The sequence below is a fragment of the Methylomagnum ishizawai genome (assembly GCF_900155475.1).
GTDB lineage: Bacteria > Pseudomonadota > Gammaproteobacteria > Methylococcales > Methylococcaceae > Methylomagnum > Methylomagnum ishizawai_A.
In genome coordinates this window covers 1,111,856-1,126,221 of the sequence record NZ_FXAM01000001.1, presented here as the reverse complement: position 1 = coordinate 1,126,221, position 14,366 = coordinate 1,111,856, and the positions used below count along the sequence as shown (strand labels likewise).

Annotated in this window: 10 protein-coding genes; 4 read left to right on the top strand and 6 right to left on the bottom strand. The window is 63.4% G+C overall.

Annotated features, from left to right (window positions below; genetic code table 11):
* Positions 1 to 336: 336 nt before the first annotated feature.
* Together malQ and glgC are read right to left on the bottom strand one after the other, a co-directional pair.
* A complete protein-coding gene (malQ, locus tag B9N93_RS05010; protein WP_254899339.1) occupies positions 337 to 1,845 on the bottom strand; it encodes a 4-alpha-glucanotransferase in 1,509 nt (502 codons plus the stop codon).
* A 334-nt stretch (positions 1,846 to 2,179) separates the two neighbouring features.
* The gene (glgC, locus tag B9N93_RS05005; protein ID WP_085211453.1) at positions 2,180 to 3,451 is read right to left on the bottom strand and encodes a glucose-1-phosphate adenylyltransferase; all 1,272 of its coding nucleotides are present in this window, start codon (positions 3,449 to 3,451) and stop codon (positions 2,180 to 2,182) included.
* A 118-nt stretch (positions 3,452 to 3,569) separates the two neighbouring features.
* On the opposite strand from glgC, the gene glgB reads away from it, so the two are divergent.
* Genes glgB through B9N93_RS04990 form a run of 3 tightly spaced genes read left to right on the top strand, consistent with a single transcriptional unit; the run spans position 3,570 to position 8,126 of the window.
* A complete protein-coding gene (glgB, locus tag B9N93_RS05000; RefSeq protein ID WP_085211451.1) occupies positions 3,570 to 5,837 on the top strand; it encodes a 1,4-alpha-glucan branching protein GlgB in 2,268 nt (755 codons plus the stop codon).
* Entirely contained in the window at positions 5,834 to 7,306 is a 1,473-nt protein-coding gene (glgA, locus tag B9N93_RS04995; RefSeq protein ID WP_085211449.1) for a glycogen synthase GlgA, read from the top strand. The genes glgB and glgA overlap by 4 nt, the downstream gene beginning before the upstream one ends.
* A gap of 10 nt (positions 7,307 to 7,316) precedes the next feature.
* A complete protein-coding gene (locus B9N93_RS04990; protein WP_085211447.1) occupies positions 7,317 to 8,126 on the top strand; it encodes a secretin N-terminal domain-containing protein in 810 nt (269 codons plus the stop codon).
* A gap of 30 nt (positions 8,127 to 8,156) precedes the next feature.
* Here the strand turns inward: B9N93_RS04990 and B9N93_RS04985 are convergent, their stop codons facing one another.
* From B9N93_RS04985 to glnK, 3 genes are all read right to left on the bottom strand, one after another.
* A complete protein-coding gene (locus tag B9N93_RS04985) occupies positions 8,157 to 8,645 on the bottom strand; it encodes a hypothetical protein (protein WP_125468844.1) in 489 nt (162 codons plus the stop codon).
* Between the two features lie 177 nt (positions 8,646 to 8,822).
* Positions 8,823 to 10,232, bottom strand: a complete 1,410-nt coding sequence (locus B9N93_RS04980; RefSeq protein ID WP_085211442.1) for an ammonium transporter — start codon at positions 10,230 to 10,232, stop codon at positions 8,823 to 8,825.
* Between the two features lie 34 nt (positions 10,233 to 10,266).
* Entirely contained in the window at positions 10,267 to 10,605 is a 339-nt protein-coding gene (gene glnK / locus B9N93_RS04975) for a P-II family nitrogen regulator (RefSeq protein ID WP_085211440.1), read from the bottom strand.
* Between the two features lie 576 nt (positions 10,606 to 11,181).
* On the opposite strand from glnK, the gene B9N93_RS04970 reads away from it, so the two are divergent.
* A complete protein-coding gene (locus B9N93_RS04970) occupies positions 11,182 to 13,248 on the top strand; it encodes a putative bifunctional diguanylate cyclase/phosphodiesterase (protein WP_176225128.1) in 2,067 nt (688 codons plus the stop codon).
* Between the two features lie 79 nt (positions 13,249 to 13,327).
* Here the strand turns inward: B9N93_RS04970 and B9N93_RS04965 are convergent, their stop codons facing one another.
* A complete protein-coding gene (locus tag B9N93_RS04965; protein WP_085211436.1) occupies positions 13,328 to 13,861 on the bottom strand; it encodes a helix-turn-helix domain-containing protein in 534 nt (177 codons plus the stop codon).
* Between the last annotated feature and the right edge of the window lie 505 nt (positions 13,862 to 14,366).

The following is a 14,366-nucleotide window of genomic DNA, read 5'->3' as shown; positions in this document are numbered from 1 at the left end:
CGCCTTGGGTACGGAGCATTTGGAAAAGCCACCCACGGGCGTAACCCAAGTTACGGTCCCGGCGGACGCCCGGATAACCAGCGGGAACGTCCTTTGGCGAATATAAAGTCTGTTGAGGTAAAAACGCGCGTCCCATCCAAGGCGGGAAGCCAAGCCGAAACGCCGCGCCCATCGGGCACGGCGTTTTGCCGGTCGATCCAAGGATCGAAATAACAAAGGCCCGGAAACAGCCCACGAAATCAAGCTTTGTTGCGTAACGCGAAGCCGGCGAGTCCGCGCCATCGTTTATGCGGCAAAGCTTTTTATATTATGGGGACCGCCCGCCCTCCGGGCCGCTCAAGCCTCGGGCTGCCTGCCATATAAATGGATCAGGCGTGCCAGTTCGGCCCCTTGCTCCACCGTCAATTGCTCCCACCCGAACCGCCAGCGCCAATTGGTATCGTCCATGGTGCCGGGGGTATTCATCCGATATCCCTTGCCCTGCTCCAGGATATCCTGCATCGGCAGTATCGCCAGCTTCGCCACCGAGGCCAGCGCGGATTGCGCCAAAGCCCAGGGCATTTTCAGGCTGGAATGGCCCAGATACTCGTAGACATGGGTCCGCTGCGCCTCCGACAAACCCTCGAACCAGGACAAGGTGGTATCGTTATCGTGGGTGCCGGTATAAACCACGTTATTCGGGGTATGATTATGCGGCAGATAAGGGTTATCCGGCCCGCCGTCGAAGGCGAATTGCAGGATCAACATACCGGGAATATCGAAACGGTTGCGCAGCGCTTCCACTTCCGGCGTGATAATGCCGAGATTCTCGGCCACGAGGGGTAGGCCCGCGCCATCGAGGGTGGCGAACACGGCGTCCAACAACGCCGCGCCGGGCGCTTCCACCCAGCGGCCATGCATGGCGGTTTCCGATTCGGCGGGGATTTCCCAGTAGGCCTCGAAGCCCCGGAAATGGTCGATCCTGACCCAGTCGTACAGCGCCAACTGGCTGCGGATGCGCTCCAACCACCAGCGGAAGCCATCCTCCGCCATCCGCGCCCAACGGTAATGGGGATTGCCCCAGCGCTGCCCGGTGGCGGAGAAATAGTCCGGCGGCACCCCGGCCACGACCCGCGCCTGCCCGTCCTCCCTGAGGTCGAAATATTCCCGCCGCGCCCAGACATCGGCGCTATCGCTGGCGATGAAGATGGGCATATCGCCGAACAACAGCACCCCGCGGCGCTTGGCGTAGTCCCGCAATTCCCCCCATTGCTGGAAGAAAACGAATTGCTCGAACCCGACCCGGTCCACGCCTTCCGCCAAGCGCCGCCGGGCCTCGTCCAGCGCGGCGGGTTCGCGGTCGCGCAAGGCGATGGGCCAGTCCTGCCAAGGCCGGTGCTTGAGTTCCTGGCGCAGGGCGATGAACAGCGCGTAATCGGCCAGCCAAGCCGCCTGCCCCCCGCAAAACCGCCGGTAGGCTTGGCGGTATTCGTCGTCCTCGGGCAATTGGGCGAAGCGCCCATAAGCCTTGCCCAGGCATTGCCCACGGTGCCTGGTGGGATCGGCGGCGGTCCAGGCGGCGGCGATATCGGCTTCTTCCAGCCAGCCCCGCCGGAGCAGCCACTCCAAGTCGATCATCCAGGGATTGCCGGCGTGGGCCGACAGGCATTGGTAGGGCGAACCATCGGGATGGGTGGGACCGATGGGCAGGGTCTGCCAGACCGTGACGCCGTGGTCGGCGAGGAAGTCCACGAAACGGTAGGCGTGCACGCCGAGGTCGCCATTATCGGGGAGGCCGGGCAGGGAAGTGATGTGCAACAGGACGCCGGCGCGGCGCCGGTCGAGGATACTATGGGCTTGCGTCACTTCACACCTACCGTCGATGGGGAATTGGAGGGATATTGGTTCGATTGCATGTCGCTGCTTGAGGGAATGGGCCGGTTAGGCCGATGGGCCTGGGGCGGTGAAGCCCGATGGGGTTGAACGGAAGCCGGGACGGACCGGGAGGATGGCATCGGCATCGGTTAGGGGCGGCAGCCATGGACTGGGGGGATTGGCGTGTCGCGTGGATCGCTCAGGGATGGCGGAACGAAAAAGGCGGAACCCGGTGGGACCGGGTTCCGTGATTCCAGGCACAAATATTATTTTATGCCCGAGGGGGAAATAAAGACCGTGGGACGAAATAAAAACGCACCCTCCGTTAGCGGGCGAAATGCAGCCGCTGGCCCAAGGCGTCCGGGGTGACCAGCACCACGCCGCCGGGGCTGACATGGAAGCGCTTGCGGTCCTCCTCCGGGTTCTCGCCGATGACGGTGTTGGGCGGGATATGGCAGCCGCGGTCGATGATGGCCTTGGTGATGCGGCAATGGCGGCCGATATTCACCTCGGGCAGGATCACCGAATCCTTCACCACCGCGTAGGAATTCACCCGCACATTGCTGAACAGCAGCGAGTGCCGGACTTCCGAACCCGAGATGATGCAGCCGCCCGAGACCATCGAATCCACCGCCATGCCGCGGCGGTCGTCGTCGTCGAACACGAACTTGGCCGGCGGGGTCTGGGCCTGGTAGGTCCAGATCGGCCAATCGTGGTCGTACAGGTTGAGTTCGGGGTCCACGCCGATCAATTCCATATTGGCCGCCCAATAGGCATCCACCGTGCCCACGTCGCGCCAATAGGCCTGCACGCCGCTTTGCGCGTCGCGGAACGGATAGGCGAACACCCGGTATTTCTTGATGATCGAGGGGATGATGTCCTTGCCGAAATCGTGGCTGGAACCGGGGGTGTCGGCGTCCTTGATGAGTTGCTCGAATAGGAAGCTGGTGTTGAAGACGTAGATGCCCATCGAGGCCAGGGCGGTATCCGGGCGGTTGGGCATGGGCGGGGGATTCTGCGGCTTCTCGACGAAATCGATGATGCGTTTGTTGTCGTCGACATGCATGACGCCGAACTCCCTGGCTTCGGCGATGGGCACCTCCATGCAGCCGATAGTGAGGTCGGCTTCCATTTCGGCGTGGTAGGCCATCATCAGGCCGTAATCCATCTTGTAGACGTGGTCGCCGGCCAGGATCAGGATGTACTCGGAGTTTTGCTGGCGCAGGATATCGAGGTTCTGGTAGACGGCGTCGGCGGTACCGGCATACCAGGATTCCTGCAAGCGCTGCTGGGCCGGGAGGATATCCACGAACTCGCCCAGTTCGGCGCGGAGGAAACCCCAACCCTGCTGGATATGGCGGATCAGGGAGTCGGCCTTATACTGGGTCAATACCCCGATTTGGCGGATTCCCGAATTCAGGCAGTTGGACAATGGAAAGTCGATGATACGGAATTTACCGCCGAAGGGGACGGCGGGTTTGGCCCGCCATTCGGTGAGTTTGTAGAGGCGGCTACCGCGTCCCCCGGCCAGAATCAGCGCCAAAGTGTGCCGGGTGAGGCGGCTAACGAAGCGGGAGGAATGCATCGATTCTGGCATGGGCTAAAGCTCCTCTAAGAGAAAGGTGGCGCACACCGAAAGCCCAAATTTGTTAACATTAGGCCGGTGTTCGGGTATCCATAAGACCGCGACATTCTACTCTCAGAGGCCAAATAAAGTGAACTCGACCGAAGCGGGCCGCGTCGCCGGACACGCAGACGAAGCGGAGCCGTTATCCGAACTCCAGCGCATCATCACCGCCCGCCACCCCGATCCCTTCGCGGTACTGGGCCGGCACCCGGTTCCGGGGGGCGCGGTGCTGCGGGCCTTGCTGCCACGGGCGGAAACCGTGCGCCTCGGCCCCGGCGGCCCCGAATTCCAGCGCGTTGCCGACAGCCCCCTGTTTGAATACCGACCGGACCGCGCCGCCAAGCTCCCCCGTCATTACCGGCTGTCCTGGACCGATGGAGCCGGGCGGGCCCACGAATATTGCGATCCCTATTCTTTCCCGCCGCAAATCTCCGATTTCGACCTCTACCTGTTCGGCGAAGGCAAGCACTGGCATATCCACCGCATCCTCGGCGCCCATCCGCAAACGGTCGATGGCATCGCGGGCGTCCGCTTCGCGACCTGGGCGCCCAATGCCGAGCGGGTCAGCGTGGTGGGTGATTTCAACGCCTGGGACGGGCGCTGCCATCCGATGCGGGTCCGGGGCGGCGGCGGGGTCTGGGAGTTGTTCATCCCGGAAATCGCGCCGGGCACGGTCTATAAATTCGAGATCCGCAACCGCCAGCACGGTACCCTCCTGCTCAAGACCGATCCCTACGGACGCCAATTCGAAGTCCGCCCCGACAACGCCGCCATCGTCGCCGCCGACCCGGAATACGCCTGGACCGACGATACCTGGATGGAAGACCGCAAAAGCCGCGACTGGCCGCACGAACCGCTGTCGGTGTACGAAGTCCATCTCGGCTCCTGGCAGCGGGACCACGACGGCGGCTTCCTCAATTACCGCGTCCTGGCCGAGCGCCTGGTAGCCCATGCCCAGGCCCATGGCTTCACCCATCTCGAACTCCTGCCCATCACCGAACATCCTTACGACGGCTCCTGGGGCTATCAAACCACCGGCTATTTCGCCCCGACCAGCCGCTTCGGCACGCCGGACGATTTCCGCGCCTTCGTCGATCATTGCCATACCCACGGCATCGGCGTGTTGCTCGACTGGGTGCCGGCCCATTTCCCCAAGGACGCCCACGGGCTGGCCTGGTTCGACGGCACGCCGCTCTATGAACACGAAGACCCCAGATTGGGCGAACACCGCGACTGGGGCACCTTGATCTACAACTTCGGGCGCAACGAGGTCCGCAATTTCCTGATCGGTAGCGCCTTGTTCTGGCTGGAGGAATTCCATCTCGATGGGCTCAGGGTCGATGCCGTGGCCTCGATGCTGTACCTGGATTATTCCCGCGATCCGGGCGATTGGATTCCCAACAAATACGGCGGCAACGAAAACCTCGAAGCCATCGCCTTCCTGCGCGAACTCAACACCGTCGCCCACCAGCAATTCCCCGGCACCCTGATCGTCGCCGAGGAATCCACCGCCTGGCCGCAAGTCACCCGCCCGACCTGGACCGGCGGCCTGGGTTTCTCCCTGAAATGGAACATGGGTTGGATGCACGACACCCTGGTCTACATGGGCAAAGACCCGGTGCATCGCCAATTCCATCACGACCAACTGACCTTCGGCCTGCTGTACGCCTTCACCGAAAACTTCATCCTACCGTTTTCGCATGATGAAGTGGTGCATGGCAAGCAATCCCTGCTGGGCAAGATGCCGGGCGACGAATGGCGGCGTTTCGCCAATCTCAGGCTGCTCTACACCTTCATGTTCACCTATCCCGGCAAGAAGCTGTTGTTCATGGGCTGCGAATTCGCCCAGGCCGAGGAATGGAACGCCGCCAAACCCCTGGACTGGTACCTCTACGACCGTGCCAACCATCGCGGCATCGCCACCCTGGTCGGCGACCTCAACCGCACCTATACCCGTTATCCCGCCCTGCACCGCTACGATGGCGACGGCCAGGGCTTCGAATGGATCGATTGCCACGACGCCCCGCAATCGGTGCTGAGCTACCTCCGCCGGGCCAAGGACGCATTCGTGGTGGTGGCGTTCAATTTCACACCCATCCCCCGCCACCACTACCGCATCGGCGTCCCGGCGGACGGCACCTACCGCGAAATCCTCAATTCCGACTCGATCTACTACGGCGGCAGCAATATGGGCAACCCACCGCTGGAAGCCGAAGCCCAGGCCTGGATGGGCCGTCCCTATTCCCTCAACATCACCCTACCGCCCCTGGCCGGGATCGTCCTGATCCGCGAATTGCCAGAGGCGGGAACACCCGAAACACCCGGCGCAACGGACGCGCCAGAAGTCGCTCCATGAAAAAAATCCTGTTCGTCACCAGCGAAGCCTATCCCCTCATCAAAACCGGCGGCTTGGCCGATGTCTCCGGCAGCTTGCCCATCGCGCTACGGGCCTTGGGCCACGATGTCCGCATCCTGATGCCGGGCTACGAACCGGCCATCGCGGCCGGCGAGTTCCAAACGGCCAAGCTGCTGCACAAAGAGAAAGGCATCGCCATCCTGGAAGGGCTATTGCCCGGTTCCGAGGTGCCGGTGTGGCTGCTGACCCATGACGATTATTTCGCCCGGCCCGGCAATCCCTATCTGGCTGCCGACGGCCAGCCCTGGGAAGACAACCCCGAGCGTTTCGCCCTGCTCTGCCATGTGGCGGCGGAAATCGCCATGGACCGGCTGGGCCTCGGCTGGCGGCCCCAGGTCGCCCACGGCAACGATTGGCAAAGCGGTTTGGTGCCGGTCTTGCTGGGCGACGAACCGGGCCGGCCCGCGACCGTGTTCACCATCCACAACCTGGCTTACCAAGGCGTGTTCCCCTACGCGACCTTCCAGAAATTGCGCCTGCCGCAGCGCTTCTGGTCGGCCCACGCCCTGGAATTCTACGGTCAGATGTCGTTCATCAAGGGCGGTCTCGCCTTCGCCGACCGCATCAGCACCGTCAGTCCCACCTATGCCCAGGAAATCCAGGGCGGCGAATTCGGTTGCGGCCTGGAAGGCTTGCTGAGCCACCGCCGCGAACGCCTCAGCGGCATCATCAACGGCATCGACGCCGAAGCCTGGAACCCGGCCACCGATCCCTTCCTGCCGACCCATTTCGATGTGGCGGGCCTGTCCAAGCGGGCCGAAAACAAAGCCGCCCTGCAACAAAGCTTCGGCCTGCCGCCCGATCCCGATATCGCCGTGCTGGCCTGGGTCGGGCGCTTGGTACAACAAAAAGGCATCGACCTCGTCATCGACCTCTTGCCCAAGCTGGTCGGCCTGCCCTTGCAACTGGTGGTGGTCGGCAGCGGCGAGGACCGCTACGAACGCCTGCTACAACGCTGGGCCAAGCTCTACCCGGACAAGATTTCGGTCAAGCTGGGCTACGACGAATCCAGCGCCCACCTGCTGGAAGCGGGCACCGATCTATTCCTGATGCCCTCACGCTTCGAGCCTTGCGGTCTAAACCAAATGTACAGCCAGCGCTATGGCGCGGTGCCGGTGGTGCGCCGGGTCGGCGGACTGGCCGACACCGTGGTGGACGCCGATCCCGCCCGACTCGCGGCGGGCACCGCCACCGGCATCGTGTTCGACGAGCCGACCCCGGCGGCGTTGCTGCACGCCCTCCGGCGCGGCCTCGCCCTGTTCCAGGACAAAGCCGCTTGGCGACGGGTGCAAGAGGCCGGAATGAACAAGGAATTTTCCTGGGAAGCCAGCGCCCAACGTTATCTGGAGCTTTACGAATTGGCGTTGCAGGACCGCACCCAGGCCGGAAGCCTGCTCCGAACCGCCTAGCGCCGCCCCCATGCGCCGCCCGGAACCCCTCGTCATTTATTTGCTGCTCTGCCTGGCGGGCCAACCCGCCGCCTGGGGCTATGGCAACGAGGTCGTCACCACCATCGAGGTCTACCACCGCCCCGCCGAGGAATTGGCCGAGTTGATCCGGCCCTTACTCGGCCCGTTCGAGACCGTGGTCCCGGCCCGCAACCAACTCATCCTCAAGGCCAGCCCGGAGCGGGTCGGGGAAATCCGCTCCTTGCTCGACCAGATCGACCGCAGCCCCCACCGCCTCCTCATCACCGTGATCCAAGGCAGCAACCTAACGAAGGACGCGCTCGATACCGGCCTGGGGCTCCAAGCCCGCACCGGACCGGACGGGACGGGCATCGGCCTCGGTGGCCACAGCTATTCGCTCGAAAACCGCGACGCGGCGGGAGCCACCCAGCAGGTGCAAACCCTGGACGGAGCCGCCGCCAGCATCCAGGCCGGCTCGCAAATGCCGGTGCCCACCCAGTCAATATATGGCTATGGCGGCATCGACTACCGCCCGGTGACGACCGGCTTCTCGGTCACGCCCAAACTCATGGGCGGGCAGGTCCTGATCGATATCTCCCCCTGGTCGGACCGCCCCAGTCGCGACCAGGGCGGCATCATCGCCACCCAGGGCTTGCATACCCAGGTCAAAGCCGCGCTGGGCGAGTGGATCGAACTGGGCGGCCAGACCGAAACCACCACCCTCGAAAGCCACGGCTACACCGGCCACACCTATTCCACCCGCAGCCAGGACAACCGTACCTTTCTCAAGATCGAGGATTTGGACGCGGGCCGACCCTGATCCCGCGCTTTCCACCCCGCTGCCGGAATCTCAGGAATGCTTGTCCGGGTCGCCAATGTACTTCTTATACGCCTCGATCCAATTGGTCCTGATCTCCTCCTGGGCGACCTTCAGCCCGACCTCACCCTTGCACACCTTGTCGTGCAGGGTTTGCTCCAGGAAATCCTTACGCCGCGCCGACCATTTGGTCACCAGGACCTGCGGCCAGATATTCTTGGGGTCGGTGGGATTGCCGCCCAGGGACAGGGGAATCAGATGGTCCATCTGGTAGTGCTTGGCGTTCTCGTCGGTGTAGCCGTATTGCTTGATTTCCTGCTGGGCGATGCTGTTGAGAAACGAGGCCGGCGGCATATGGCCCTCGGTCCAGGTGAAATGGGTCACCTTGCAGATCGATTCCTTGAGGTTGGCCTCGGTGACCTCCGGATCGGTGGAACCGGGGGTGATATTAAGGTCGGGCAAATCCCCGGCCCCGGCGGTCGAGGCGAACAAGGCCAATGCGAGTATCGGTGCTATTTTCATCGGTGTCTCCCGTGGCTGAGGGGCGCGGATGCCCACATCTATCGACGGGTATTGTCGCATCCACCGGGAAAATTGTAAGCAGCCCGCCCCAGCGGCGGCGCGGACCGGCAAGCTTCCGCGCCCACGAAAAAGGCACCCGCAGGTGCCTTTTCCAGGAAGGGTTGGAACCGGCCCGGATCACAAGTGATAGGCTGTTTCGCCATGCTCGACAATATCGAGGCCCTGGCGCTCCACTTCCTCGGTGACGCGCAGGCCGATGGTCAGGTCCACGATCTTGTAGGACACGAAGGACACGAGGCCGGACCACACGATGGCGGTGCCGACGCCCCAGGCCTGGCTGGTCACCTGGGCCACCATGTCGAACTCGCCGACGGCGTTGGCGACATAATCGTAGACGCCGGTGCCGCCCAGGTCGGGCGAGGCGAACACGCCGGTACCCAAGGCTCCCAGGATGCCGCCCACGCCATGCACGCCGAACACGTCCAGCGAATCGTCATAGCCCAGCATGTGCTTCATCTTGGTCACCGACCAGAAGCATACCGCGCCCGCCAAGAGGCCCAGCACGATGGACCCCATCGGACCCACGAAACCGCAGGCCGGGGTGATGGCGACCAAGCCCGCGACCGCGCCGGAAGCACCGCCCAACATGCTGGGCTGGCCACGCACGCCCCATTCGGCGAAGGTCCAGGCCAGGGTGGCGGCGGCGGTGGCGAGCAAGGTATTGACGAACACCAGGGCGGCGACGCCATTGGCCTCCAGGTTGGAACCGACATTGAAACCGAACCAGCCCACCCACAACAGCGAAGCGCCGATCATGGTCATGGTCACGCTATGCGGGGCGATGAATTCCTTGCCATAGCCGATGCGCTTGCCGATCAGCAGGCAGCCGACCAGGCCGGCGATACCGGCGTTGATATGTACCACGGTGCCGCCCGCGAAATCCAAGGCGCCCTTCTGGAACAAAAAGCCCGCCGTGGCCGCCGCCGCGTCGCCCGCCGCCTTGTCGGTGTAGGCGTCGGGACCGGCCCAGTACCACACCATGTGGGCGATGGGCAGGTAGGAAAAGGTGAACCACAACACCATGAACATCAACACGGCGGAAAACTTGACCCGCTCGGCGAAGGCGCCGACGATCAAGGCCGGGGTGATGGCGGCGAAGGTCAATTGGAAGGCGACATAGATCAATTCGGGGACGTACACGCCCTTGCTGAAGGTCGCCGCGGCCGATTCGGGCGTCACGCCCTTCAGGAACAACTTGCTGAAGCCGCCAAAGAAGGCATTGCCCTCGGTGAAGGCGACGCTATAACCATAAATCGCCCACAGCACGCCGATCAGGGAGAAAATCACGAACACCTGCATCAGGACCGACAGCATGTTCTTGGCCCGCACCATGCCGCCGTAGAACAGCGCCAAGCCCGGCACGATCATCAGGATGACCAGGACGGTGGCGACGATCATCCACGCGGTATCACCCTTGTTCGGGGCCGGAGGCGCGACGGCGGCGACGGCGGCGGCTTCCTCCGCGGAAACCATCCCCACATAACCCAGGAGCGCGAGCAAGGCCAAGCGACTGAATATTTTTATCATTGGAGTCCCCTTGTTTAAATTTCCGCAGGCGTTGTCAGAGCGCGTCGGCGCCGGTCTCGCCGGTGCGGATACGGACCACCTGTTCCAGGTCGAACACGAAAATCTTGCCATCGCCGATCTTGCCGGTGTTGGCGGTCCTGGAGATGGCTTCCAGCACGACATCGAGTTGTTCGTCGGTCACGGCCACTTCCAGCTTGACCTTGGGCAGGAAATCGACGACATATTCAGCGCCCCGGTAAAGTTCGGTGTGGCCCTTCTGCCGGCCGAAGCCCTTCACCTCGGTCACGGTGATGCCCGAAATCCCCACTTCGGACAAGGCTTCGCGGACATCGTCCAGCTTGAATGGTTTCAATATCGCGGTCACGAATTTCATGGAAAAAGCTCTCCTGATGCTAGTAATACTCTGGGCCGGGTTGAGATCATGCGCCGATTCGGTGAAGACGCCCGAACACCGAATAAGCATCAGCCATGCCAAGCCGCGGCTAGCGCCCATGGAAGCGGTAAGGGAATATTCCGGTCGATTCCGTGCCTAGGGAAAACGCACCACGCTAAGGCGCACGGGATTCACCGCACAACTCTGGTGCGCGATTCCGGCCCATGACGCCGCGCCGCAGGACAGGCTCCCCCGGCTCCGGACTGGTCCCGCCTTGTCCACATCCGTCCGGGACGGCAAGCACCAGCAAGGCCGGCGATAGTGAATACACGAAACCCGAAATTACCCCAACACCCTTATGTTTCCACGTAAAACATCCCGTAAATCCGGCAGCGGATATCGCAACCAATAACATCCCCGGCGCAGCCTGCCGCCGTTGCCCCATACGGTCCCTTCGCCCACCCCGAAGGCCGGCCTGGGTAGGAGCGTTATTCAGCCTTATTTTCCAAACCGCCCGCCATGATTGAATCGCTGTTATCGCTGTTTGCGAGTCCACCCTTCCCCGCACGGTTGGAGATGCCCGTTCCGCCGCCCCAATTGTTTTGGCCGAACCTGATCGCGGACGGCCTGCTGGCGCTGGCGTTCTATGCCATCCCGTTCGCGCTCTGGGCCTTCCTCCGCCACCGCAACGACCTCCCCCGCCGCGGACCGCCCCTCCTGCTCGGCGGTTTCGCCCTGCTCTGCGGCAGCTACCACCTGCTGCACCTATGGACCCCCGGCCCCGTCGACGGCGTACCGGCCCTGGCCTTGAAGGTGTCGGCCGCCCTGGCCGCCCTGGTCGCCGCCCTCCGGCTCCGGCCGGTCCTGGCCGGACTCATGGACCTGCCCGATTCCAGGCAACTGCTGGCCACCAACCAAGCCCTGGAAACCGCCTTGCAAGAACACCAGGAAACCGCCGGCGAGATGCGCAAGCTCTCCCTGGCGGTCGAGCATAGCCCGAGCATGGTGCTGATCACCGACCGGGACGGCCTGATCGAATACTGCAACCCGGCCTTCAGCAAGCTCTCGGGCTTCGGCCGCCAGGAAATGATGGGACGCCGGGCTTCGATCTGGTATCCCGACCGGGTCGATCCGGCGGCGCGGCAGACCTTGTGGGACAAGCTCAAGCGCGGCGAGACCTGGGAGGGCGAGGTCCGCGAGCAAAACAAGAACGGCGTTCCCTATTGGTGCCTGCAATACGTGGCCCCGATCCGGGACGAGCGGGGCCGGTTGATCCACTATGTCGTGATGTCCCACGATATCAGCGAGTTGAAGCAGTCCGAGGCAACCATCCGCCGCCTCGCCTATTTCGACCCCGTGACCGAATTGCCGAACCGCGCCCTGTTCATGGAGCGGCTGCGCGGAACCCTGGCGGACGACCAGGGTTTCGCGGTGTTCCACCTGGACCTGGACCGCTTCAAGAACATCAACGACGACCAGGGCCACGCCTTCGGCGACCGGGTGCTGGCCGCCGTGGCCGGACGCCTGCGCCAATCGCTGCGGGACCAGGATATCCTGGCCCGGCTGGGCGACGACGAATTCGCCCTCATCCTGCCGGGATTGTCCCATCCGGCCCTGGCCGGGGCCGCCGCCACCGCCATCGGCGAGGCCATGAAGGAAGCCTGGGTGATCGACGGCCACACCTTGTTCGTGACCGCCAGCATCGGCATCAGCCTCTATCCCACCGACCACGCCGACCCCGAGCAATTGCTGAAGATGGCCGACGCCGCCCTGGGCCGGGCCAAGGAACTCGGGCGCAACCAATACCAGTTCTACAAGGAACTGCCGCGCCGCAAGGATGGGGAAAAGAACCTGGCGCTGGAGACGGGCCTGCGCTACGCCCTGGAACGCGGCGAGCTGGAGGTCTATTACCAACCCAAGGTGGAAGTGGACAGTGGCCGTTGCTACGCGGCGGAAGCCCTGCTGCGCTGGCGCAGGCCCGGCCACGGCCTGGTCTCGCCGGGGCAGTTCATCCCCCTGGCGGAGGAATCCGGGCTGATCGTGGAAATCGGCGAATGGCTGCTGCGGACGGTATGCCTACAGATCGCGCAATGGCGCGACGCCGGGCTGGACATGGCGGTGGCGGTGAACCTCTCGCCCCATCAATTCCGCCAGAAGAACCTGTTGGAACGCATCGACGCCATCTTGGAAGCCACCGGGACCGACCGTTCCCGGCTGGAATTCGAGATCACCGAATCGACCATGATGCACGATCCACAACAAGCGGTGGACACCGTGCGCCGCCTGAAAAGCCGGGGCTTGGCGCTGTCCATCGACGATTTCGGCACCGGCTACTCCTCTCTCAGCTACCTGAAACTGTTCCCGGTGGACTATCTCAAGATCGACCGCTCCTTCGTGCAGGATATCGACGCCCAGCAGGCCGATCCCCGCATCGTGCGGGCTATCATCGCCCTGGCCCACAGCCTGGATATCCGGGTGGTGGCCGAAGGCGTGGAAACCGCCGGCCAGTTCGAATTCCTCAAGCGCCACCAGTGCGACTTGATCCAGGGCTATTTCTTCGGCCCGCCGATGCCCGCCGACGAACTCATGGAACGGGCGCGGCCGGGACGGCCCAGCCTGCTCGCCCAGCGCGACCGCCCCTAAACATTTCCGGCTTGGGTGTAAGGTCTCCAGCGTGGGCGGGTTCCGGCCCGCCCCGAACCGCCGGGGTGCGCGGCCCGAATCAGGTCGCCAATTTCACCAAGCGCAACACCGCCGACTTGTCGATCCGGCCATCGCCGCGGCGGTAGAGTTCATAAACCGCCATCGCCAATTCCGCCTTCTTGGCCGGGGACATCTTGCGGCCCGATTTCAGCAGGGCTTCCTCGATGGTCTCGAGGCTGAGCTGCAATATCTCGGGTGCCAGGGCCAAGGTCTCGCCCAGAGCGACCGACCCCGCCGGGGACTCCCTCAGCATCGTCCCTTCGCCACTGACCAGCCACAACACATTGACCCCGGCCGCCTCGGCGATGGCGATCAACACCCGCCGGGTCGGGTCGCCGCCGGTAAAGTAGCGGCGTATCCCGGATTGCGATAGCCCGGACTTGCGGGCCAGCGCATTGACACTACCCACCAAGTCGGCGCAAGCCCTCATACGCTCGATGAATTCGGCGTCCACCGCCAGTTCCGGCCCTGGGACGGCGGTGGGCTCCTGTTCCACGCCATAGTGTTTAGGCGCTTCCCTGATACTATTTTGTTGGGATTCGAGTTCAGCCATATGACTTAATAACGTTGTTTGCAAGAAAATCCGGGGCGCTTGATTCGATATAGAGTTGCCATGGCCACGCTAAAGCGATATATTTATGGGGTGTACACATCAACACGCGCAACGAATCAGCCAGCGACATCTGTAAATCAAAAGCGATTACTCCGGTATCCAATTCCCCCGCGCCAGACGCGCCCCCCTATCGACCCATAGGGAAAGCCAGCGATCCGAACGCAGGAAACCGTAAGGCTATCACGGACTCGCCCCGCCTGGATGGCTATTTCGAGTGACCGGATCACTTCGCTTAAACAAGCCGCGTAGGCGTGACCACCCCCATCGCGCCCCCGCCGGGACCGGATGCCCGGACAAGATCAAAAGCCGTTCCGCCCGCCCGGTTGAACGCGCAAACTAATCTTCCCCAAGCCCGCGTCCCACCCCGGTTGCTCCGGCGACCCCAGGCTGGTTATCCTGCCCTGGCGGCGCGACCGCGCCGCATCCCTCGTCCAGGATATTCCCG

Bases quoted from the DNA above. Each gene is read 5' to 3' on its own strand.
- glgC (WP_085211453.1), bottom strand. From the start codon at position 3,451: ATGCCAGAATCGATGCATTCCTCCCGCTTCGTTAGCCGCCTCACCCGG.
- B9N93_RS04965 (WP_085211436.1), bottom strand. From the start codon at position 13,861: ATGGCTGAACTCGAATCCCAACAAAATAGTATCAGGGAAGCGCCTAAA.
- B9N93_RS04990 (WP_085211447.1), top strand. From the start codon at position 7,317: ATGCGCCGCCCGGAACCCCTCGTCATTTATTTGCTGCTCTGCCTGGCG.
- B9N93_RS04980 (WP_085211442.1), bottom strand. From the start codon at position 10,232: ATGATAAAAATATTCAGTCGCTTGGCCTTGCTCGCGCTCCTGGGTTAT.
- B9N93_RS04985 (WP_125468844.1), bottom strand. From the start codon at position 8,645: ATGAAAATAGCACCGATACTCGCATTGGCCTTGTTCGCCTCGACCGCC.
- B9N93_RS04970 (WP_176225128.1), top strand. From the start codon at position 11,182: ATGCCCGTTCCGCCGCCCCAATTGTTTTGGCCGAACCTGATCGCGGAC.
- glgA (WP_085211449.1), top strand. From the start codon at position 5,834: ATGAAAAAAATCCTGTTCGTCACCAGCGAAGCCTATCCCCTCATCAAA.
- glnK (WP_085211440.1), bottom strand. From the start codon at position 10,605: ATGAAATTCGTGACCGCGATATTGAAACCATTCAAGCTGGACGATGTC.